The 22,936-nt window shown below is 64.2% G+C and carries 18 protein-coding genes and 1 pseudogene; all 19 read right to left on the reverse strand.

The annotated features are described in order from the left end of the window. Nucleotides 1-478: 478 nt before the first annotated feature. A complete protein-coding gene (locus NKH49_RS25870) occupies nucleotides 479-1,264 on the reverse strand; it encodes a response regulator transcription factor (RefSeq protein ID WP_352928492.1) in 786 nt (261 codons plus the stop codon). Between the two features lie 27 nt (nucleotides 1,265-1,291). Next, nucleotides 1,292-1,771 (reverse strand): NifX-associated nitrogen fixation protein, encoded by a 480-nt coding sequence (locus NKH49_RS25875; protein WP_352928494.1) that lies wholly within the window; start codon nucleotides 1,769-1,771, stop codon nucleotides 1,292-1,294. Nucleotides 1,772-1,788: 17 nt separating this feature from the next. After that, nucleotides 1,789-2,286 carry a nitrogen fixation protein NifX gene (gene nifX, locus NKH49_RS25880; protein ID WP_352928496.1) on the reverse strand — a complete coding sequence of 166 codons (498 nt, stop codon included), beginning with the start codon at nucleotides 2,284-2,286 and terminating at the stop codon, nucleotides 1,789-1,791. Continuing rightward, nucleotides 2,252-3,634, reverse strand: a complete 1,383-nt coding sequence (gene nifN / locus NKH49_RS25885; RefSeq protein WP_352928498.1) for a nitrogenase iron-molybdenum cofactor biosynthesis protein NifN — start codon at nucleotides 3,632-3,634, stop codon at nucleotides 2,252-2,254. The genes nifX and nifN overlap by 35 nt, the downstream gene beginning before the upstream one ends. A gap of 9 nt (nucleotides 3,635-3,643) precedes the next feature. Then, entirely contained in the window at nucleotides 3,644-5,134 is a 1,491-nt protein-coding gene (nifE, locus tag NKH49_RS25890) for a nitrogenase iron-molybdenum cofactor biosynthesis protein NifE (RefSeq protein ID WP_352639835.1), read from the reverse strand. Between the two features lie 64 nt (nucleotides 5,135-5,198). Further along, entirely contained in the window at nucleotides 5,199-6,740 is a 1,542-nt protein-coding gene (gene nifK / locus NKH49_RS25895; protein WP_352639837.1) for a nitrogenase molybdenum-iron protein subunit beta, read from the reverse strand. A 128-nt stretch (nucleotides 6,741-6,868) separates the two neighbouring features. Further along, entirely contained in the window at nucleotides 6,869-8,371 is a 1,503-nt protein-coding gene (nifD, locus tag NKH49_RS25900) for a nitrogenase molybdenum-iron protein alpha chain (RefSeq protein WP_352639838.1), read from the reverse strand. A 98-nt stretch (nucleotides 8,372-8,469) separates the two neighbouring features. Continuing rightward, nucleotides 8,470-9,363: a nitrogenase iron protein gene (nifH, locus tag NKH49_RS25905; RefSeq protein WP_352565966.1), complete on the reverse strand. Its 894-nt coding sequence runs from the start codon at nucleotides 9,361-9,363 to the stop codon at nucleotides 8,470-8,472. 477 nt (nucleotides 9,364-9,840) lie between these two features. Beyond that, a complete protein-coding gene (locus NKH49_RS25910) occupies nucleotides 9,841-11,097 on the reverse strand; it encodes a type II toxin-antitoxin system HipA family toxin (RefSeq protein WP_352928500.1) in 1,257 nt (418 codons plus the stop codon). Then, the gene (locus NKH49_RS25915) at nucleotides 11,072-11,398 is read right to left on the reverse strand and encodes a helix-turn-helix domain-containing protein (RefSeq protein ID WP_352928502.1); all 327 of its coding nucleotides are present in this window, start codon (nucleotides 11,396-11,398) and stop codon (nucleotides 11,072-11,074) included. Before NKH49_RS25915 ends, NKH49_RS25910 begins: the two co-directional genes overlap by 26 nt. Before the next feature lie 461 nt (nucleotides 11,399-11,859). Further along, on the reverse strand, nucleotides 11,860-12,909 hold the full coding sequence (fni, locus tag NKH49_RS25930) for a type 2 isopentenyl-diphosphate Delta-isomerase (RefSeq protein WP_352639841.1): 1,050 nt from the start codon (nucleotides 12,907-12,909) through the stop codon (nucleotides 11,860-11,862). An 85-nt stretch (nucleotides 12,910-12,994) separates the two neighbouring features. Then, complete coding sequence (locus NKH49_RS25935) at nucleotides 12,995-13,897, reverse strand: terpene synthase family protein (RefSeq protein ID WP_352639843.1); 903 nt, start codon at nucleotides 13,895-13,897, stop codon at nucleotides 12,995-12,997. Continuing rightward, the gene (locus tag NKH49_RS25940) at nucleotides 13,894-15,444 is read right to left on the reverse strand and encodes a hypothetical protein (RefSeq protein WP_352928505.1); all 1,551 of its coding nucleotides are present in this window, start codon (nucleotides 15,442-15,444) and stop codon (nucleotides 13,894-13,896) included. Before NKH49_RS25940 ends, NKH49_RS25935 begins: the two co-directional genes overlap by 4 nt. Nucleotides 15,445-15,580: 136 nt before the next feature. Further along, the gene (locus tag NKH49_RS25945; RefSeq protein WP_352928535.1) at nucleotides 15,581-16,579 is read right to left on the reverse strand and encodes a polyprenyl synthetase family protein; all 999 of its coding nucleotides are present in this window, start codon (nucleotides 16,577-16,579) and stop codon (nucleotides 15,581-15,583) included. 154 nt (nucleotides 16,580-16,733) lie between these two features. Continuing rightward, on the reverse strand, nucleotides 16,734-18,077 hold the full coding sequence (locus tag NKH49_RS25950; RefSeq protein WP_352928507.1) for a cytochrome P450: 1,344 nt from the start codon (nucleotides 18,075-18,077) through the stop codon (nucleotides 16,734-16,736). Beyond that, a complete protein-coding gene (locus NKH49_RS25955; protein ID WP_352495018.1) occupies nucleotides 18,077-18,922 on the reverse strand; it encodes an SDR family oxidoreductase in 846 nt (281 codons plus the stop codon). Before NKH49_RS25955 ends, NKH49_RS25950 begins: the two co-directional genes overlap by 1 nt. A 168-nt stretch (nucleotides 18,923-19,090) precedes the next feature. Next, a pseudogene (locus NKH49_RS25960) lies at nucleotides 19,091-19,234 on the reverse strand (ferredoxin); the annotation flags it as partial. Then, on the reverse strand, nucleotides 19,218-20,507 hold the full coding sequence (locus NKH49_RS25965) for a cytochrome P450 (protein ID WP_352928509.1): 1,290 nt from the start codon (nucleotides 20,505-20,507) through the stop codon (nucleotides 19,218-19,220). The pseudogene NKH49_RS25960 and the gene NKH49_RS25965, both read right to left, overlap by 17 nt. Nucleotides 20,508-20,600: 93 nt before the next feature. After that, nucleotides 20,601-21,803, reverse strand: a complete 1,203-nt coding sequence (locus NKH49_RS25970; RefSeq protein ID WP_352494991.1) for a cytochrome P450 — start codon at nucleotides 21,801-21,803, stop codon at nucleotides 20,601-20,603. Between the last annotated feature and the right edge of the window lie 1,133 nt (nucleotides 21,804-22,936).

A 22,936-nucleotide genomic window follows, 5' to 3' on the forward strand; every position in this document is an offset into this window, starting at 1 on the left:
AGCGCCCGCTGTCGCACCGCGTCACCGACGCTGGCCTGATCGCAGTAGTCGGTATCGACGTCATAGCAAAGCCGCATGGCTCTCAGCTGTTTCTGAATTTCCCTGGATGTCTTTTCCAGGTTGGCCATGTCCCGTGAAAATCACTCGATCTGCCTAAACCGTTTGTCCAGTCTGGCGATGGCCTGTGCGCGTTGTCCAGGCCACTCGGGGATGCCATCGCCGAGCAACGGAGAAGGCATAATGAGGGGCGGAGGCGACATCACCAGTACGGAAAGATACGCGCCGACTTCGGCACACAAGCTGGCAGCTGTCCTGACATCCTGATCGGAGTGGTCAGCTCCCGTCACACTGAGTACGCTTCTGAAAGCCATTTGACTGCTTCTTTCTGAATATATCGTACCTGCCGGCGCGTTTCGAAGCCGCAAGACTTGCCCTCAGCACGGCGGACATGCGGAGTGGCACCACATCGGTTATCTATTCAGCCGTCCGGCCACTCGAGCGAGTAGCCGGCCGACCTGACGGTACGAATGACGCTGGAGGGGGAGGCCGCCTTCAGCGCCCTTCTGAGCCGGCTGATATGGACATCAACGGTGCGTACACCGACATAGATATTGGCCGGCCAGGCCGCGCTGATCAGCTCGTCTCTGGTGAAGACCTTGCCGGGACTCTCAAGCAAAAGCCGCAGCAGGTTGAACTCGATCGGCCCAAGGTGGACTTCGTGGCCATTACCCCGAACCCGGTGGGCATCGAGCCTTATCTCAAGATCGCCACAGGAGATCCAGCCGCCGTTTTCAATCCCGTTTGAACCCGGCTTCGGCAGCGCCAGCTTCGTCCGTAGACAGTCGAGCAGCTTGGCCGGCGCGAAGGGCCGCACAAAGCTCTCGTCAATACCAGCCTTCAAGAGATCCAGGTGCTGGTTCTCGGCGCCGGGCGCGATCAGCGCAATTACGGGCAGGCCGCCGGTCCGGGGCTCCCCCTTGAACCGGGCGCAGATTGTGGAGCCTGTCGCGCTTGTTGGCTGGCAGTCCAGCACCACGGCCTTCGGCTCCCGTTCACTGGCCAATGCAAGCGCCTCCTCCACGCCGCCGGCCAGTTGAATCGTGAAGCCGTCCACCTCCAGAATGTGGCTGTGGACCAGATAGAACTCCGGATCCTGCGAACAGATCAGGACCAGTGGCTTCATCAGCGCTACCCCAAGAACCACATCGGCCTCGACAGCCTCGATTGAGAGGGCTGGCCATCGCATGTCCTCAAGGCCTGACATGATCCCCTTGATCGAAAATCGGTTCCATCACGCCCGCGCCACCTCGGGATGAGCCGCAATGGCTGTGATCGCATCGCCGGCCAGTTGCGTGCCCGCCGCCGCGAGTTTCCAGAACGTCTCAAAGCCGAACCGGTGGACGTCGCGCAGGGTCTTCGACAGAACGACCAACCGCCCGGCCGTGAAAAGCACGCGCCCGAAGCCCTCATGGCTCACCTCCATCATCGGCGATGCCATCAGGCCGGAGCGTTCCTCGATCGCTAGCCCGACGGCGGCGTAAAAAATCTCGAGCCTCCACAGTACGTCCGGATCGGGATCGCCGATGATCGGGATCGCGCGGCGCTGTTCCTTGGTGATGATGAAGTCGGCCAGCAGCTCGGCGTCCGATTTGCCTTCCCAAGACCCGTGGGAATCATGAGCCCGGACCAGCCGCACGAGGCATTTCACGAACGGGGTGGCAAGGGCCGCCTCGTCTTCGGCGACAGCAGGGCTAACGACAGCGTCAGACATTTCGCCCACTCCTCATTTCAGTCCTCGTCCTCGAAGGACGGTTTCTGTTCGGCGACACCTGCCTGCGCCAGCACCTTGCGCAGCCAAGGGGGAGGACACGTCCTGAGCATCATCTGCGTGCGCAACAGCACCTCTTGGACGGTTTGGGGGTGCGGCACTTTGATCGGATGAATTTTTGCCGAAACAACTTTGGCTGCCGAAGGTCCGCCGATCGCCAGACAAAACAGGAGATGACATCCCTTCAGCGCCTCTACCTTCGGGGTGATGCGGTCATCGCCCTCAGTTCGGTGCTTCCCGCTCTCGTCGGAAACCTCATCGAAGGCCACGGCTTCCACGAGATTCCACTCCTCGCGCGTCACGTCGTAGACGGCGAAGCGCCTGGCCGAACCGAAATGGGCGTTGAGGTTCTTCATGTCCTGCGTGGCGATAGCCACGCGCAATGCGCCGGCTTGGCGTTCCGGCGTCGGTGCGTGAACCTCGTCAGTGACGAGCGAGAGGCGACGAACGGAGCTCATCTGGCATTTCTCGCTTACGGAGTGGATCAAGCGCCTCAGGCGTCGGCGTGTGCCGGTTGGCTTCAAAGATGTTGGCAACCTCGAAGATCAGGTCGCGGGTCCCCTGGTAGAGGATTGTGAGCTTGTGCTGACTGCCGAGCCGGTCGAAGATCGGGAAGCCGACGCGCATGAGCGGAATGCCGAGGCGCTGCGCCGCCTGGCGGCCGTGGGAATGGGTGACGAGAAGATCAGCGCCGGCGCCAAGCGCTTCCAAATCGCCCAGATCGCCGATTTGAACCGACTGCGCCGGTACTTCCTCCAAAATTTTCGACATATCGGCCGTGGTGACCGCCGCCGCGATTTCGGAGCCCATGCCGATGAAGAAGCTCGCGAGTTGGTAGAGTTGGTCTGGTTCAGCAGCGATCGCAATTTTCTTGCCTCCAAAGTGGAAATGTCCGTCGAGCAACGCGTCCTGCAACTGCGTCCGGCGACGGCGCACCCCAGCCGGCGCCGCCGCGCCCGAAACCGCGGACAGCAGCGAGACGAACCGGTCGGCCTCCTTCAATCCAGTCAGCGACCGGAACAGCACGTAAGGCACGCCGGTCAACCTCTGCAGCAGCTCGGCCGGGCGGCGCATATGCTCACCGATGACGATGCATTGCTCGGCCGTGCCAAGCTCACGGATATCCTCGACACTGGTGCCGCCATAGGTGGTCGTGATCCAGCGGTCGGGCACTCTACCGTCGAGCGAGCCGGAGACGTCCGGCAGAATCACGGGCTTCAGTCCAAAGCTTTCAACCATCTCACGCAAATGCTCGATATCAGCCACAGTGAGGTTCCAGCCAGGCAGGATCACAATCTTCTTCGACTGCCGCGCCTGCTTGCCGGGCCGCGTAATCCTTTCGATCATCGCGGTGACAGCCTTGGCCCAGCCCTCTTCGATCGCGCCGTCGAAATCCGGTGTGTTGGCCAGCACCACCTCCGTACCCGCGAGTTCTTCCGTGCGCTTCAGCCTGATATTGGCGATATCTCCTGCGCAGTCTTCGCCCCGGGTTTCCACCAGCGCCGTCGTGCAGATCCCGATCAGCGTTGGCTTTGTGCGGGCCTTGAGGTTGAGGATCGCCTCTTCCAGATGGTCTGCCCCGCCGAGGATCGTCGCCACCTCGTCCATCGCCGTTGTCTGCAGGGGGATGGCTTCCTTGAAATGCCGCACGAAGAGCACGAGCGCGAAGCTGGTGCACCCCTGGCTGCCGTGGAACAACGGCATCGCGCCGTCGACCCCAAGGAAGGCGAGGGCGGCACCCAGCGGCTGCGATGACTTCAGCGGATTGACCGCCGCCGCTTTGGTCTGGGGAAGGATGCGGACCATCGGCTTTCCTCAACGCTCGCCGAAATCGTCGGCCGTCGTGCCGGCGAATTCCTGGACAACATGCAAGGTCGCGGTCTCGCTTTTTGTGCTCGGCAGTTCCTCCCTCACCGCAGGCTGGCAATCCCATGGTGCCGGCTCCCGCACCTGGCACCAGATCGGGTTATGAATGGCGAGGTCGATCTGGCGTACGAGTTCCACCATGCCGTCATAGCCGGCGTAAGGGTGTTGGCGCTCCTGGTTGATATCGAGCCAGGGTGTCTTGGCCTTCAGCGCGATGAATTGCGTGCGCCCGCCCGACAGCATGATATCGGCCTTGCATTCTGAGAGCATGGCGTAAAGCTCGCGCGGTGCCATCTGCTCGAACATGTGGTTGTCGTCCTTGAGTAACTCTTTGACGCGCTCCTTGTCTTCGACTGTGGATTTCTTGACCGAGGTGCCGACGATCTCGATGCCGATCTCCATCAGTGCATGGACGACTGACCAGGACTTCACACCGCCGGTGTTGAGCAGGACCCGCTTGCCTTCGAGCCTCGGCCGGTAGCCCGTGAGCTTCTTCCACGCAATCGCCTCCTCCTCTTCAATCAATGCCTCGGTGCGGCCGAGGATCTCCGGATCGGCACCCTTCTTCACGAGCAGTTGAGAGATCTGCCGGAGTGCTTCGGAGGTGTCGGTGATGCCGTAGAAGGAGCCCTCGAAGAATGGGATCTCCCAGCGCTGCTCCATCTTGCGGGCGAGATTGATGAGCGCGGTCGAGCACACCATCATAGCCGCCCGGGCGCGGTGTGCGGAGGCAATGTCGAGGTAGCGCGCGTCGCCCGGAATGCAGGCGCGCACCCGGATGCCCAGCCGATCAAGGAGCGGCTTCACCAGCCAAAATTCGCCCGAGAGGTTGAATTCGCCAAGAATGTTGATGTCATAGGGTCCGGCGTCGTCCGGTTCTACCGTGCCGATGACATGCTCGAGCAACGCCTCGCCGGCAAGCTTGTTGCCGAGATTCTTGGAGCCGACGAAGCCTGGCGCATTGACCGGCACCACCGGTAGGCCAAACTTTTCCGCCGCGCGCTTGCAGACGGCCTCGATGTCGTCGCCGATCAGCGCCGTCACGCAGGTCGGATAGACGAAGATAGCCGGCGGCCCATACGCTTCCTTGATCTCGCGGATCGCTTTGAAGAGCTTCCGCTCGCCCCGCCCCATCACCACGTCGAGTTCGGTGAGATCGGTCGTGAAGCTCGTGCGCCACAGCGTTGGCCCGGACGAAGCCGCACCGCGGTTGTCCCAGGAATTGCCCTCGCAGGCGAGCGGCGCATGGATCAGGTGCGCGACGTCGGTGATCGGCTGCAACACGATCTTGGCGCCATCGAAGGCACAGCCGCCGGCCGCCGCCCCGGGGGTCAGTGGCGTCGAACAGCCCTCCTTGCGCGCCTTGGCATCCTTGCCGCGGTTCTGCTCGCAGGCAGGCTCGTTGAAGACATCCTGGATTTTGGCTCTGAGCGAGGACATTGCGTTGGTCTCCGAAGTCCCTTCGGGAAGATAACCGGCCTCACCGAAGAGCCGGCCGCCACCCTTAGCGGGTGAGGTCATACGAATAGTCCGTCATGCCCGTCTCGCTTGTCTCGCGATCGAGCTTGTCGAAGATCTTGTCGAGGATCGTCGTCAGGACGCGCAACCCGCCTTGGTAGCCCATGAGCGCAAAGCGATGGTGATGGTGCCGGTCGAAGATCGGAAACGTCAGCCGGATCAGCGGCGTGCCGGTGTCGCGCTCCAGATACTTGCCATAGGAGTTGCCGATCAGCAGGTCCACCGGCTCGGTGAAGAGCAGCGAGCGCATGGCCCAGAGGTCCTTGCCCGCCCAGACTTGAGCGTCCTTGCCGAAGGGCGATGATGCAAGCAGTTCCTTCAACTCCGCTTCCCATGCCGAGGTGCCGTTGGTGGCGAGGCAATGGGTCGGCTCGCCGCCCGTCTCCATGATGAAGCGGGCCATGGCGTAGACAAAGTCCGGATCGCCGTAGATGGCATATTTCTTACCGTGCAGCCAGGATTGGCTGTCCGCCATGGCGTCAACAAGTCGGCCGCGCTCCAGGCGGATTGCCTCGGGGATTTGCTTGCCGGAAATCGCGGAGACCTCCATCAGGAAGTCGTCGGTCGCCTGGACTCCGAGCGGGTAATGGAACGAGGCAGTCGCCTGCCCTACCCCCTCGCAATACTCCAGTGTTTTTCGGGTGTTGTAATGCTGTAGCGAAAGTGTCGCCTCGGCGTTGAGTGCTTTCCTCACGTCTTCGATCTTCGTGCCGCCGTCGTACATGCGGTATTCGCCGTCCGACGGCGTGTCGAACTGGTCAGAGGCGTCTTGGATGAAGGTATATGACACGCCCAGCAGATCGAGCAGGCGCTTGAGTTCCCGGTTGTTGCCCACGCAAAAGCCGTCGAAACCCGGAATGATGTTGATGGTTCCCTCGGCTTCCGTTCGCTCCTCGCCTTTCCAGAAATGCTCCAAAATGCCCTTGACCGTAACGTCGTAGCCGTCGACATGGCTGCCGACGAAGGCTGGCGTGTGGGCGAAGGGCACGTCGAAGTCGCGCGGGACGGAGCCTTCGTCCTTGGCGTTCTCGATGAAGCTGTGCAGGTCGTCGCCTATGACCTCCGCCATACAAGTGGTCGAGACGGCGATCATCTTCGGGTCGTAGAGTTGGTACGTGTTGGCGAGCCCGTCGACCATGTTCTTCAGGCCGCCGAACACTGCCGCATCCTCTGTCATCGAGGAGGAAACCGCCGAAGCAGGCTCCTTGAAATGGCGCGACAGGTGCGAGCGGTAATAGGCCACGCAGCCCTGGCTGCCGTGGACGAAGGACATGGTTCGCTCGAAGCCCGCGGCCGCGAACACCGCGCCGAGCGGCTGGCAGGCCTTGGCGGGGTTCACGACAAGCGCTTCGCGAGCAAGGTTCTTTTCGCGGTATTCCCACGTCTTGGTGAATTCGCCTTGGTCGGTAACGACCTGGTCCGGGTGCGGACATTCGAAATTCAGCCTCTTCTCGGCGAGCATCTGCCTGTATTCCGGCTCGCGGAACAGGGGCGCGTGGTCGAGAACTTTTTCAGCCGACTGCGGCATGGGTGGTTACCTCTTCTCCATCTGGACGCGCCATACGGCGGCACAGGGACGTCGAAACGTTTCAGGTCTCCCGCGGACAAAGAGCCACAGGCGTTCAACGGCCTCCCGGCTTCCGGGAGGCCAGGTTTTCACTCGGCTGCGATCGCCGCGGACGGCTCGGCTTTTTTCTTCCAGGGAGCGTCGTAGAGGCCCCAGACCGGGTTGTTGATGGCCAGATCCATGTCGCGGGCGAAGATGGCGAAGCCGTCGTAGCCGTGATACGGGCCGGAATAATCCCAGGAATGCATTTGACGGAACGGTATGCCCATCTTCTGGACCGGGTACTTTTCTTTGATGCCGGAGCCAACGAGATCAGGACGGATCCCCTCAATGAACTTCTCCAGCTCGTAACCAGTCACGTCGTCATAGATCAGCGTGCCCTTCTTCACGTAATGGCCGGTGCGCTGATAGTCGTCGTTATGGCCAAATTCATAGCCAGTGCCGACGATCACCATGCCCAGATCCTCATATGCCGTTACGACGTGACGGGGGCGCAGCCCGCCGACATAGAGCATCACCGTCCTGCCTTCGAGGCGCGGCCGGTACTTGGCGATGACGGCATCGACCAAGGGCCGGTATTTGGCGATGACCGCCTCGGCCTTGGCCTCGATTTCCGGCCCGAAATGCTTGGCGATCTTGCGCAAAGAGGCTTCAGTCTGGGAGGGGCCGAAGAAATTGTACTCCATCCAGTCGATGCTATACTTTTCCTCCATGTGCCGGCAGATGTAGTTCATCGACCTGTAGCAATGGATGAGATTGAGCTTGGCCTTTGGCGCTCGCTCTATTTCGGCCAGCGTAGCGTCGCCCGACCAGTTGCCGACCACGCGCAGGCCCATCTCCTCGAGCAGGATGCGCGAAGCCCAGGCGTCGCCGCCGATATTATAGTCGCCGATCACATTGACATCGTACGGGCCGGCCTCGAACTCGACGTCCTTCTTCTCGAAGACCCAGTCGCGGATCGCGTCGTTGGCGATGTGGTGGCCGAGTGATTGCGAGACACCGCGGAAGCCCTCGCAGCGCACCGGCACGATCGTCTTTTCGTGCTCCTTGGCCTTGTTGCGGGACACCGCTTCGGTGTCGTCGCCAATCAGGCCGATCGGGCATTCGGATTGCACGCTCATGCCCTTGTTCAGCGGAAACAGTTCCTCGATCTCGTCGATGATCCGTTCCAGCTTCTTGTCGCCGCCGAAAACAATGTCCTTCTCCTGGAAATCGGAGGTGAACTGCATAGTGACGAACGTGTCGATGCCGGTCGTGCCGACGTAGTAGTTGCGGCGTTGCGACCAGGAATATTGCCCGCAGCCGACCGGGCCGTGCGAGATATGGACCATATCTTTGACTGGACCCCACACCACGCCTTTCGAGCCGGCATAGGCGCAACCGCGAATCGTCATCACTCCGGGGATGGACTTGATGTTCGATTTTACCTCGCATTCGGAAAGGACCTCGCTTTCCTCGCCAGCCTCGTCGCCGCTCTTTGCGACGCTGAGGTGCTTTTTGCGGCGCTTCGCCGCCTTGTCAGGATATTGCGACAGCACCTCCTCGATAAGCTTCGCATGGAGGGCGCCGTCATTCTCGTATTCCAGGCTCATGGGACCCCTTTCAAGGTTCAGGGTGACGCCTCACCAACGAGGCGCCGTTCTTTGAAAGGCGCGCCAGGTCAAGGCCGCGCCTCGTTCGACAGCGGTCGTTACTGTGCGGCCGCCTTGGCCGCTTCCTTGACCTGAAGCTCGGCAAGCATCTGCTCGTCAGTCTTCATGATGCCGAAGTCGAGCAGCATTTCCTCGAGCTCCTCCATGGTGATAGGGGTGGGGATGGTGCCCTGGCCCGAATTGGCATGGATCTTCTCGGCCAACGCCCGGTATTCCCCGGCCTGCTTGGAGTCCGGCGCATATTGAATGACAGACATCTTCCTGAGTTCGGCGTGCTGGACGATGTTATCGCGCGGCACGAAGTGGATGAGCTTGGAATTGAGCCTGGAAGCCAGCGCTTCGGCGAGGTCGAGCTCGCGATCGGTTTGGCGCTCGTTGCAGATCAGGCCGCCGAGCCGCACGCCGCCCGAATGGGCGTATTTCAGGATGCCTTTGGCGATGTTGTTGGCGGCATAGAGCGCCATCATCTCGCCGGACATGACGATATAGATTTCCTGGGCCTTGTTCTCGCGGATCGGCATCGCGAAACCGCCGCACACCACATCCCCGAGCACGTCGTAGGAGACATAGTCGACATCGTCGTAGGCACCGTTCTCCTCGAGGAAGTTGATCGAGGTGATCACGCCGCGACCGGCGCAGCCGACACCCGGCTCGGGGCCGCCCGACTCCACGCATTTGATGCCTTTGTAGCCGACCTTGAGCACATCCTGGAGTTCGAGGTCTTCCACCGAACCTTCCTGAGCCGCGAGGTGCAGGACCGTATCCTGCGCCTTCGCGTTCAGGATCAGGCGGGTGGAGTCGGCTTTGGGGTCGCAGCCGACGATGAGGATTCTCTGCCCGAGGTCGACAAGGGCGGCGAGCGTATTTTGGGAGGTGGTGGACTTGCCGATGCCGCCCTTGCCGTAAAAGGCGATCTGTCGCAAACCTGACATGTAGCTTTCCTTCCTTCGTTCCATTCATCGCGGCTGCCGCGACATGAATGCCGGTCGGGCAGCTGTCGCCGCCTCGCACCCAAGGGTTTCAAGACTCGTGCCAATTTGGCTGGTCGAACCGAAGAATAATTTCATGGTTGCTTTTCAGGCATTTAGCTTGACGCCAAAGAAAAGATCGTCGGAACAAGCCGTGTAGCGGACCCGACAATGGCGACACAAAGCGTCGCGCGATCCTCAGTCACGCATTGTTCGAACCGCATCGTTGTGTTGAGGTCGGCGACAGCATCTCGACCCCCTTGCGGTAATTGGCGGGATGCTGCGAACTCTTCTGTTCCGGCGAGCTGACGTGCTTGGTCTCGCGTATCCTCATCGACACTGCGCGGAAGCTTGAGCCGCGCTGGCATACCTTCGATCCACGGCCATCCATCCGGGCCACGGGCGATAATTCCGCCATATCACCAACCCAAGGGGCCCGGCTCACTTATCGGCGCAGGAGTTCAGGATCGGCGTCATCGCCTTCACATGTTCGTCGATCCGCTCGAGCACTTTCGCCGCGACAACGTCGCGCTCAGGCAGATGCCACCAGTGTTCGTTGACGAGTTCGACGGTCTCGACCACTGCCTTCAGGACTGCCGGCTCCGGAAGCCTTGCACGGTTCGCGAATGCTTTCCATCGCGGTGCTGCTAGCGCCTTGAACGAACGCTCCCCTCCAAGCGAAAGCGCCATGGCGTCGGCGGGAATATATGGCACGGTCGACAGAACGTCGTAGATTGGTGCAAGCACCGGCTTGTCGCCGTTGCCGGGATAAATCAAAGACCAGTTCTTCAGGTGCATGTCGCCATTGCCGGTGATGACCGTCAGCACCAGGCGGCGGACGAATTCGAGAGCCGCCGTAGGCGAGACGGCCACGCCAAGGGCCAAGGCTATGTCATGATAAGCGGCCCCCTCATATTTGCGCGAGGGATAGACACCGAAGACCTGAGCGAAATCCTCGATGTGTATCCTCTCGCCATCGGCGCCCCGATCGAAGCGTTTGACGAGAAGGACCTTGCCCTCCGACAGCGTGTTGAATTCCTCGGGAATATCCTCGAAATCGGACTTCTCGACAAGTTCGCGTTCAGGCACCTCCATGCCGATCGCTGCAGCCAACGCCAGGTTGGCGAATTCATTTTCGGAAAAGCCTGGAAACGCCGTCGAAGGTAACTTGGCGATGTATCGGCCTTGCTCGTGGTCCATCGGCAAGGTCAGGCCGCCGCCTTTTCCAGTGTTCTTCATGACCGACAGCTTCATCTGCACGCCGGCAAGTGAGAACCGAGCCTTGGGCTTATGCTTTGAAGCATCCTGCGAAACCGCTATCGCGCGGTCACTGGGCAACGCCCGTACGGCTCCCGGCAAATCGGCGCCCAGCGCCGCTAAAAGATCGAAATCATTGCCTGGCCGGACAATGCCTTCGTGGTGCTTTTCCATCGCCTCGCGCAATTTCTCCTCCGGCAGGAGGTTCGCGAAGAAAGCGGGCAAGGCGCCCGCCAGAGGCTTCGGATCTTTCCGCAATCCTCCCGTCGCTGCCCGGAACGACAGGCTGAAAACCGGAAAGCCGCCCGTCGCGCGGTAGGCCTCATCGAAGTTGAATGCATTGAAATCGCCCGGCGTCCTAACGATTGTGCCGACCTTCAGTGCGTTCAAGAGCACGTCCAGCGACGGGATCGTCTTAGCGGCGCGAAAAACTGGAGCCATGATCGTCATCGTCAGGTTGAGGAACAAAAGCGGGTTGATCGTCATCATCATTCGGACGCAATAGAGCCTGGACAGCCGGCACCATGACTTGCGGAACCATCATCATTTCCAGACCGAGTGCGCGAGCGATATTCATGAGCGTCGTCGCACGCGCCGCTGCGGCTCCCTTTTCGATGTCGCGATAGCGGGGACGGGATATACCCGCCAAATCAGCGACCTGCTCCTGCGTCATGGCAGCGGCCAGCCTCGCCTGCCTGAAAAGCCGACCGATTTCGCGCAGAATTTCCGATTCAGATGCCATCATGATACCTATACGATCTATTCAAATGCGCGATGATACGCAAAGGTATCTCATTGCTCCGGTGAGTGCGATATGAGCCCAAGGAACCGGTGCGACCTGGGAGAGCAACTCGGCGGGAATATCGATGCCCTGGCTGCGGACATAATCGACAGCGCAGCTGAGATAGACGGTAAAGCGCGTAGGCTATTGGCGGCCCGTTCAGTTCTGGCTGTCGGAAAGGCGCCCGAAGCCGGTTGCGAAGTTCGCCGTTGATCTCCGCCGCCCGGAGCTGCACGAGCATATGCGCACCGTGAAGTGACCAGCGCATCTGCTGCTTCTTGACCATACGTTTCCCGACGACTGAGTTCACCGCCGACTTGGCGAGAGTGGTGGCGACGGCGAAGCCCAGCCCGGTAGAGCTTTCCATCCTTTCTGACTCAGTAAGACTAGGCGCCCGCCGCCACGTGCGGGCGACGCTGGCATCAACCGGCGGGCAGATGCGCCGAGGGCAACAAGCGCGCCTGACGCAACGCCGCCAGATCAGCCGAGCCGGTGCAGAAGCAGGCGACGGCCAACTGGCGGATGACGATCTCGAAATGCGCGACAACCGCCTCGGTGGATACCGTAGCCGCTCGCAGCACGCCGGCCGCCTGCCCGGCGATGTCCGCGCCCAGGCGGATGGCCTTGGCCACGTCGACGCCGTCGCGGATCCCGCCCGACGCGATCAGCTTCACCTTTGGCAGCGCCCGACGTACCGCCTGCACGCTGGCCGGGGTCGGAATCCCCCAATCGGCGAACGCCATCGCCACTGCACGGTCGGCGGCATCGCGGGCGCGCTCGCCCTCCACCGCGGCCCAACTGGTGCCGCCGGCGCCGGCGACATCGATCACCGCCACGCCCGCCTCGACGAGCGCACAGGCCACCGGGGCGGATAGGCCCGACCCCACTTCCTTGGCCACGATCGGCACGCCCACGCTGCGCGCGGCGCGAGCGATCTGCGCCAGGACGCCGCGCCAGTCGCGGTCGCCCTCCGGCTGTACCGCTTCCTGCAGCGGATTGAGATGGACGATGAGTCCATCGGCCTCCAGCGCATCCACCGCCCGGCGCGCCAGGTCCAGGCCGTCGGCCTCGCGCAGTTGCGCGGCGCCGATATTGGCCAGCAAGGGAATGTCTGGGGCCAGGCGGCGCAGCGTGCGCGTCAGCCCCTGGGAGTTGCGGGATTGCAGGCTCACGCGCTGCGAACCGACGCACATGGCGATCCCCAAGGCTTGCGCTGCCTCGCTCAGATGCCGGTTGATGGCCTCGGCGCGTGGCATGCCGCCGGTCATGGAGCTGACCAGCAGCGGCGCGCGCATGGTCTTGCCCAGCAGCGAGGCGCGCAGGTCGATCTGCGTCAGGTCCAACTCGGGCAATGCGCAGTGTTCGAAACGGATGTACTCCCAGCCGGCGGCGACCGTGGCCGGCGCCGTTCGCTGATCCAGCACGATGTCCAGATGGTCGTCCTTGCGCTGGCTCAGGGCGGTGTCGCTCATGCTCGCTCCATCCGTCTCATCGGGCGACGGCGTTGCGTCGGATCGGACCGACGGCAGCGCGCGCACGCCGCCGCCTCCCGCGCGTTCAGGGCGGCGCACGCTGGCCTCCCCCCGCAGCGTCGCTGCGGTAGCGGCTGTTCGAGGTCTGGTAGTACTGCGCGCGGATGGCCGCCATGGCCTCGATCAACGGTCCCCACGGCGCGGGAAAGCGTTCTTCCGCCATCACCCGGTGCAGCATGCGCGTATGGCCGGCCAGCTCGTCGTTGAGGAACTCCACCACAGGCATAGCCGGATAGCGCTGCAGCAGCAGGATCGCCGCGTTGTCGGCCTCGCCGGCCGACCTGTCCTTGTCGCGGCCATGCAGATCGTTCTGCAGGCGCCCTATCCCGGAGATGAGCCGCAGGACCTGGCGAAACGCCGGACGCGCGCGCAAGGTCGCCATGTTCAGCCCCCACAGCAACGACAGGCAACAGAACACGTTCGTGTAGGCGACCGAATCGATGCCGTTGTGCAGGTACTCGGCGTAGGACCAGCGTTCCGCCCCTGCTGCCTGCGCGTGTCCGGCGCGCAGCGCCGTGCAGTAGCACCGGGTATCGTCGAGAAGCTGAGCATAGTCGCGACGATCGTAGGCGAGCGCGGCCAGCGAAGCGCGCAGCACAGCGCAGCCCTCGAATCCGGGGAGCGCGCACGGCACGCCCTGCCCCAGCGCCTGCTCCACCGCGGCGATCTGTTCCGGCGCGATCAGGCCAAGGTCGTTGCAGTCGTCGAGCCAGAACAGCAGCGCCAGTTCGCGATAGAACGCCACGATCAGCGTTTCGTCCTGCGGATCGCGGCCGGTGCGGGCGCTGGTGTCGCGCAGGCTCGGGTGGATGCGCTGCAGGATGTACTGGCCGCCCCTGACCGCTTCCATGGCATGCTCGTCGGCGAACCCGGTCAGGGAACGCCCCCACTCCAGCACCTGCTGCAGCGCGCGTTCGTTCTGGATCATGGCGCCGCTCCTGCTCCCTCAGCCAGGACGCGCCGCCCCCAACGAAGCGCCAGCCACAAGCCGGCGAGTTCGGCGACGCGCACCACTCGGGTGGGGCAATACAGTTCCTTGCCGATCCACAGCGGCGTTTGCGGCAATGCATGCGCCGCATGGCGGGCGAGCATCCACTCCAGCGCACGCGCCACCGCCTGCGCGATGCGCCGGCGCCCTGTCGGCTCTTCGCTCCCGTCCAACACGTGCAACGCGAACAGCGCATAGGCGGTTTCCTCGAATGTGGACGCGCGACCGGCGCCCCAGCCGCCGTCGTCGCGCTGCGCCTGCAGCAGCGCCGCCAACGCGCGCTCGTCGCGCCACTGGGGCTTGCCTTGCGCCAGCGCAGCGACCGCATGCGCGGTGGGATACAGCCACGAAACGTGCCATTTCTCGTTGTCCCATAGACCGTGCGGGTTGCGATTGGCCTCGACGTAGGCGCTGGTGCCGGCGGCTGGCTTTCCCAACATTCGCAACGCATGCAGGGCATGGATGTTGGTCGACACCGAGGCATTGCGCTCGCCGGGGAAGGTGACGAACAGCTCGCCGATTTCGAAATGGCGCAAAGCATCGACCGCCGGGTCGCGGCCTGCAAGGCGCAGGACGCACATCGCAACGGCGGTATCGTCCGCATCGGCCGCGAAGTGCAAGGCCGGGCCCAGACCGCGCACGCCCAGGCGGGCGTCGAGCTGCGCGACGATCACTTGCACCGCCTCGGCGAGCGCGGGATGCGCGAACAGACCGGCCAGATGCAGGGTGTACACCGACCAGCATGGCTCGAATACATTGATCGGCCAGACGTTGGGAACGACACCTTCGATGCCGCTGCGCGTCGCCCGCGATGCCGCCTGCAGATACGCGTCGGCGCGCCCGACCTGCGGCGTGCTTCCCTGTGTCACGGCGTGCGCACGCCACGCGGCGGTGGCCGCCGGACTGATGCCGATGCTGCCGTCGTCATCCGGGCATGCGGTGGTCGGCGACGTCTCCCAGGCTTCCCAGGAGTGCAGCAATGGATGGCCGCTCGGCAACGTCGCCACCGCCCCCAGCTTGACCAGGCACGCTTGCCGCAACGGCAACAGCGCCGGGTGGCGCGGAAACGCCACGCCGCCCAGCAAGGATGCGGCCTCGCCGCACAACTGCGGCAGGATCAGCTCCGCGCCGATCGACGCATCTTCCGGCACCGCATGCGCGTAGGGATCGGGCTGGCGCTCGAGGAACCGGGTCGCAGCCTGGACTGCGTCGGCAGCGCCGGGAAGAAGATCGGCACGCTGCAAGGCCAGCAACGCCGCCCAAGTGGGCGCATGGCGGAACAGCGGGAAGTCCGCGCTTCCCCATCCGCCATCGGCCTGTTGCTGCGCGATGAGCCACGCGTATGCGTCCTGCCGACCGGTGACGTTGCCGTGGAACTGCAGAGCTCGCGCCGTGTCGTAGACGGACGGACCGACGCTGCCGCCGTCGCGCATCTCGCTCAGCAGGTGGCGCAATTCGGAAAGGATCTGTTCGGACAGCGCGTTCACGCGGGATGTTCCTTCTGCAGACGGTTGACGAGAACCAGGGTCGGCAGACGCCGCGGACTCGGACACAGTGCAGCATGCACCGCTGCCGCCGGCCGATCGCAGCGGCACAGGGGCGAGTCCATGCGGACGGGCGCGCTTATACGCATGGCGCGTGCTTGAACAGATGCGCGTTGACCCGCTGCAGCATCTGCGCCAACCGTTCCGCACGCGGCCCCAGCGGGGCGATGGCCTCCCCGGCGTCGCGCAACAAATCCAGCGCGAACTGGCGCGCTGCCTGCAGCCCCATGATCGACGCGCAGGTCGGCTTCTGCGCCGCCGCGTCCTTGCCGGGGGTCTTGCCCAGCGTCGCAGTATCCGCTGTCGCGTCGAGAATGTCGTCGACCACCTGCAACGCCAGGCCGAAACAGGCGGTGTAGCGATCGAGCGCACAGTACAGCGCAGCGTGCGCGGCATCCTCCGCGATGGAGCATAGCGCGCCCATGCGAACGGACGCGCGCACTAACGCTCCGCTCTTCATCCGGTGCATCGCCAGGATCCTGTCCAGCTCGGCGTGCTTTCCGACCAGCGACAGATCCATGGCCTGCCCGCCTGCGGCACCCTCGGCGGACACGGCCTGCGCCAGTTCGCGCACGAGCGCGATACGGTTGTCGCCCGGCGCATCCAGGCTCGCCAGGGTCAGGAAGGCGTGCGCCTGCAGCGCATCGCCGACCAGGATCGCAGTGGCTTCGCCGAACTTGACGTGCACGGTCGGAAGGCCGCGGCGAAGCACGTCGTCGTCCATCGCGGGCAGGTCGTCGTGGACCAGGGTACAGGCGTGCATCATCTCGATGGCGGCGCCGACGTCGTCGAGCATGTGCGCCGGCGTGTCGGCCAGTCCGCCGGCAGCCAGACAGAGCAACGCGCGGGTGCGCTTCCCGCCATGCAAGGTGGCGTAGCGCATCGCCGCCATCAGCTCGGTCTCACCGTCGTCTTCGGCGCAGAGAAGACGCGCCAGCGCCTGTTCGACCCGCTTTGCGCCGTCCTGCATCCAGATCTCCGGCAGCAGCCTGCCGGATGCGCCGCGCGCCTGCGCACCCAATCCGCCGAGCGCGGAAACGCCAGTTCGGTCGTCGTGTAGCGTGGAACCGGTCTGCATGTTCTTCATGTCCTTGTACCTGACACGAGATGACCACAGCGAGCGCCAAGCCGCAGCGGTGTTGCCGGCGTCGCACCGAGCGCGTGCGCTGAGTGCAGCAATGCCGCGCCTCGCCGGCGCCGCTGCCTCGCCACACGGGGCATGCGATGCCAGCTCATGAGAAGCCTATGCGGATTGCCATGGACGGATGTGCGGTCGGGTAATACCGCCGGCCTTTTTCGACGCCGCTCAGCAACCGCGGCCGCACCCCGGCCTTGTGCATGATCAGCGCCAAGGCGATGCAGAACTGCACCATTTCCAGCCATACCAGGTGGTAGCCGATGCAGACGTGTGGGCCGGTACCGAACTGCAGCATGTCCACCGGCCGGATCGGCTCCGTGCGTTGCAGCCACCGCGCCAGGCGGAACTGATCAGGCGCCTCGTGCAGCAGCGCCGAGGTCGAGAAATGCAGCAGCGGGATGCACAGATGGGTGCCCGCGGGAATGCGCCGTTGGCCGAGTTGCAATTCCTGCAGGGCGCGACGCGGCAGGAGCGTGGTCGCCGGATGCAGGCGCAGCGTCTCGCGGAACAGCGCCTCGGCGACCGGACACTCCGCCAGGTCCGCGTGACGGGTCGGCACCGCGCCCACGCGTTGCGCCTCCTCGACCAGGGCGTCCCACATCACAGGCTGCCGCGCCAGCTCGATCACCATCCAGGCCATCGTCGAGGCAGTGGTGTCGTGACCGGCAAGCAGCAGCAAGCGGATATTGGCGACCAGGACGTCATCGGAAAGCGCATCGTCGCTGCGGTCGAAGGCGCTCACCATGTCGTTGATCAACCCGGTGCGCGCGGCATGCGCGCGCGCGTCGCGGACGAACTGGCGCAACTGCGCGTCGATCCCGGCTGGGGCGGCGCGGCCGCGCCGCAAGGGCAGTCCCGGCAGGTCGACCGGGGGCGCGACGATCAACTGCAGCAGTTGCCGGTACTTGCGATGCCATCCCGGCAGGTCCTGCGCGGGGATTCCCATCAGGCTGAAGATGAGCTTGAGCATCAGGTCGCCGGTTTCGCGCAGGATGGTTACGTCGCCGCGCTCGCGCCACGCCTGCACCCGCGCCCAGATGACGGGCGCGAACAGGTCGCCGATGCCGGCCTGGGTCAGCCCCTTGGGCAGGAACGCCGCCTTGATCGCATCGCGCGCTTGCCGGTGCGCGCGGCCGTCCTGGGCAACCAACGTTCCGCCAAGCAATTCGGGCGCGATCTCTTCGATCAGCGCCGAGGACACGTCCTTGTGCCGGAGCAGTGCGAACGCATCCGGATGCACGCAGGTCATCAGGTGTCCGGCAGGGCCGAAATCCAGCCAGAAGTGGCTGCCCAGCGTCCGTTCCGCGCGCCGCAGCAGGCGCGGCAGGTCGCAGACGATGGCGGGAAGATGCCCGACCAGGGGGAAAGCGCCTGGCATGACCGGGATGTCGTACCGCAGCCTGTGCCGACGGTTGAGCGGGTTGAGCAGCATGTCCATCAGCAGCGCGACGCCGCGGCCGCTTCGGCGGTGTCGCCGGCAGGCCGCGCGGCGCAGCTGTTGCCACCGTCGGCGTACGTCGGCACATGCGCCAGCATGCCGCCGTCGATGCACACGACCTGGCCGGTGATGAACGCAGCATCGTCGGAGAGCAGGAACGCCACGAGCGCGGCCACGTCCTCGGGGCGGCCGACGCGCTGCAGGAGCTGGTGCCGGCGCAGATGCCGTTGCATGCACTCGTCCAGCTTGGCGAGGAGACGCTCGGTCATGACGAGACCCGGCGCAACGGCGTTGCAGCGGATCTGCGCATGGCCGTACTGGGTGGCGAGCGAGGCCGAGAGCATGTTCATCGCCGCCTTCGACGCGGCGTACGACGTCTGCGCGGTGTCACCGCTGAGCCCCTGGCACGACGACATGTTGACGATCGCGCCACCGCCGCGGGCGATCATCCGTGGGATGGCCTGCCGGCAGCAGAGCAGCGTGCCGCGCAGATTGGTCGCCATGGTTTGATCCCAGACCGCCAGGTCCAGCTCGAGGATCGCGCGGTCGCGTGAGGTCAGATGCATGGCGCTCGCATTGTTCACTAGCAGGTCGACCCCACCGAAGTGCCGCTCCGCCGTCTCGAACAGCGCTGCCACCGCCTGCTCATCGGCGATGTCCATGGCCAGGGCCAGCGCGTGGCCCGCTTCAGCCGCGATCTGCGCGGTGCAGGCGATGGCCGCCGAGCCATCAATGTCGGCCACCACCACTCTGCCGCCCCCGCGCGCGATGGCGAGGGCGCATGCCTTGCCGATGCCGGCGCCGGCGCCGGTCACCACGGCCACCTTGCCTTCAAACCGTCCCATCGTGTCTCCTGGATTGCGTTGGTCTTTCGCGGCATGCCGCTCGGCCTCCGCCGGAGAAGGCGCAGGGTCGGCGCTGGCGCGCTCGTCATCGCCAGCGTCGCTTTCGATGACCCGAATGGCGGCGACCGGGCACTGGCTGGCCGCGAGCCGCACGGCGGCGTGCAGCGCCTGCGGGACCGTCGCCACGCACACTTCGGCCACGCCGTCCGGTTCGCGCTGGCGAAAGGTGCCCGGCAGCGTCAGCACGCACTGCCCGGTGGTTCCGCACAGATCCTGATCGACCAGGACGCGCATCTCAGCCCCCGTGCCCATGCAGCCGCACCGGCAGCGCGCGGAACGTCCTAAGGAACGCGGAGGGCTCCCGGGTCGGCTGCTCGGCCAATGCCAGCGTGGGGAAGCGCGCCTGGATCCGCGGCAGGCTCTCGGCCAACTGCACCCGGGCCAGTTGCGCACCGAGGCAGAAGTGGATGCCGTGGCCGAAGCTCAGCATGATCTTCCCGTCGATCGACATGCCAGGACTGGTGCCGTAGAACCGCACGGGATCGAAGCGGTCGGGATCGGCGAAGGCGTCCGGGTCGCGATTGCCGGCCGCGATCAGCACGCGCACGTCCGCGTTCTTCGGGATCACCACGCCGCCCAGTTCGATGTCGCGCTGGGCGATACGCGGAATGGAGCTGAACATGGCGGGCGCGTCGTAGCGCAGGACTTCTTCGACGAATGCCTTCACCCCCACGGCATCTCCCTGCAGCCAGTGCCGCTGTTCGGGATACGCCAGCATCGCCAGGACCGCATGGTCGATGGCCGCAGCAGTGGTGGCGAAGCCGCCCAGCAGCATGCCCCAGAGCATGCTGATCAATTCCGCATCCGACAGCATCTCGGCATCGTCGTCGTGTGCGCCGACCAGCATTGACACGATGTCGTGGCGGGAATCGGTGCGCTTGCGCTGTATGAGGTCGCCGAAGTAGGCCTGCACCCTGGCGCTGGCCGCGTCCGCCGCGGCGAGCTGGGGATCGCTGGCGTGCGGGCTCAGGCCTTCCAGAATGGCGCTGATGCCGGCGACGAGCCCGAACATGTCGTCCTGGGGCATGCCGAACAGTTCGCCGAAAACCAGCATGGGCAAGGCCAGCGCGAATTCCCGATGCAGGTCCACCGCCTCCCCGCGCTCCAGCGCGGGCGCCATGCCGTCCAGGCGCGCTGCGACGATGCGAGCGATGGTCGGCCTCAGGTTGTCGATCTGGCCCATGGTGAAATCGCGCGAGATCAGCCGGCGCAGACGCGTATGAGTCGGTGGTTCCTTCATCGCTAGCGTGGACGCCAGCAGACTGAGTGACAGGCTGGTCGCCGCCCGCGGGAAATAGCGCGCCAGTTCGCCCGGCGCCGGTCCCCGAAAAGCATCGCCCGTGGCCTTGAGCGCCCAGTAGATGTCGGCGTGGCGGCTCAACAGAAAGAGGCCCGACGCCGCGCGATGCACCGGATCGTCCTCGCGCAACCACCGCATGAATGGATACGGGTCGTGGATGCAGGCTGGCGACGCCAGTTCGGCGAAGGCGTCCCGGCATGTTGCCGTGGTTTCTTGCACGTCCATCTTGGTTACCTGTTGGCTGGCTGATCTGACCGGCGCGCGCCAGGCGCGCCGGCAATTGCGGAGAAGATCGCGATTCCCGGCGGCGTCCGCGCATCACCAGAGCACCGGGAACTCCTCGAACCCGCCAGTGATGATCTCCTTGCGCAACTTCAGTTCTTCGGGCGCCACGGCCAGGCGCAGCGCGGGAAAGCGCTGGAAGATCGAACCGAACACCACCTTGAGTTCCAGCCTGGCCAGCGCCGCGCCGATGCAGTAGTGCGGCCCATGGGAGAACGCCAGGTGCGGGTTTTCGTCGCGTCCGATGTCGAAGATTTCCGGGTCGTCGAAATGGCGCGCATCGAACGACGTCGCCGGCAGGCCGACCAGCACCTTGCTCTCCGCGGGAATATGCACGCCCGCGATGGTCACGTCGGTGCTCGGATAGCGCATGATGCCGTCCCAACCCGCGCCCGGCGGGTACATGCGCAGGATTTCCTCCACCGCCTTATCCACCAGAGATGGATCGCCGACCAGGCGTTCGCGCTGTTGCGGATGGCGGAACATGGCCAGCAGGCCGAATTCGATCTGCGCGACGGTGCTCTCGTGCCCCGCCACCAGCATTCCCGCCGCCAAGCCGATCGCCTCTTCCTCGGTCGCCTTGCCCTGGTCGACCGCCGCGAGCAGATCCGTCAGCAGGTTGTCGCCCGGATCCTGGCGCTTGTCCCGCATCTTGCCGCGAATGTAGGCGCGCAGTTCTTCCCAGGCCAGGCGCGACGCGCTGCGCGGGCCGCTTTCATGCTGGTGCGTCATCACCTCGTCGGACAGCCCGGCGAAAAAGGCGTGATCCTCGTAGAGCACGCCCATCAGCGCGCTGATGACCATGGCCGGAAGCGGAAAGGAGAGGTGGCGCCGCAGGTCGGCGGGCTGGGGCTGGGCCGCCAGTGTCTCGAACGACTGCGCGGCGATCGCCTCGACCTGCTGCTCGAGCAGCTTCACCCTGCGGTTGCTGAAGGCCGGCGCCACGATCGTGCGTAACCGGGCATGCTCGCCCCCCTCGTGCGAGACCAGCCACCCCGGCGATCCGAGAATCACCGAATCCGGGGTGAATGCCGCCGGCGGCATTCCCGAGGGCCGGAACGCCGCGTCGGACAACACCGCCTTGGCCTCGTCATAGCCTGTGACCCACCAGCCTTCGTGCCCGGACGGGAAGCGCACGTGGTGGATCGGACCGTTGGCGCGTAGCGCCAACATCTCGGGCGAGGGCTCAATGTGATCGACGCGCCACATCGGCAGCGTCGGCAAAGGTTGTTCGGACATGGTGGCACTTCACTCTATAGCGATGGAAGGGCGGAAGGTGACCGGCGGGCGCTGCGGCAGCGAAGACCTAAGACGGCTGTAGACGACGTCGTCCGAAGGCAGACCGATTATCAAGATCGGCTAACGCGTACCTGTCTAGGCACATCGCGCGGCGAGATGCAGAACGTTATCCTGCACCTTCGAGGTCAGGATAAAGTCGGTGTGGTGGGCCTTTGACTCGCCGCCGGCCAAGATTTCCTGCGCAAGGGTCGACAAGGGCGGCGAGCTGTTTGGTAGGGGGCGGTTTCGCCGAGGACCCCCTGTCCATAGACGCTATCCGACGCGGATTTGACATTTTGCTTTTCTTTCTTCGTTCCATCGATCGCGGTGCCATCCACGAAATGAAGGTCGGTCGGCGGCTCCCGGCCCGCAACGAAGGAGCTTCAAAACTCGTGCCAATTTGGCCGGCCCAGCAGAAGAAAAAAATTGTGATTGCTTTTCACTGGGTTAGCCTGAGGCCAGACAAGAGCTCGGCGAAATAGGCCGGCGTCGCGGACCAACAAAGGCGACAGAACAGTGTCGGATAGTACGCGCTGGGCGACCTTTCGGTCGGGCTTGCGACATTCTGGTCCAGTTTCGAACATAAGAGGGTGGCAAATAGACACGATTGGGGAATTCGATCCTGACGGAGTCAGGCGCTTGCCGAAGCGCGCGCTCATGGTTGCTGCGACAGGCGCATGTTCGCGAAAGCCGAGCCTGCGCACGCAAGAACACGTTTGCGGCAGACGCTACGAAATCGCTGCAGTGCCCGCCGGTCTGAGGTAGGGCATCGGCTCGGCTTTCGGTTCGTCTTTGTCCAGCCGGTGCGGAAGCGCCGCATATCCGCACCATACAGCACCCTTGTCGTGCGTGCTGACGAGGCGCTTATAGGCCCGGTCTTGAAGACACGGTCCTCCCAAGAAAGGATCGCTCCAAAAGCATCTCTATTTGAAATGGCACGCCGCTTGCTGCTCCTGGTCAGAGCCCATCAAAACACGATGAAAGCGACTTGCGCCATGCCCGACACGCGAAGCTCTAGACCGTGGCCTGAGGAGACGGTGCCTGTTCCCGCTGAACATCGGTACATCATCTCCTCCGGGGGTCCCTCCTCGGCA

The sequence above is a fragment of the Mesorhizobium sp. M1088 genome, from assembly GCF_040318575.1.
GTDB lineage: Bacteria > Pseudomonadota > Alphaproteobacteria > Rhizobiales > Rhizobiaceae > Mesorhizobium.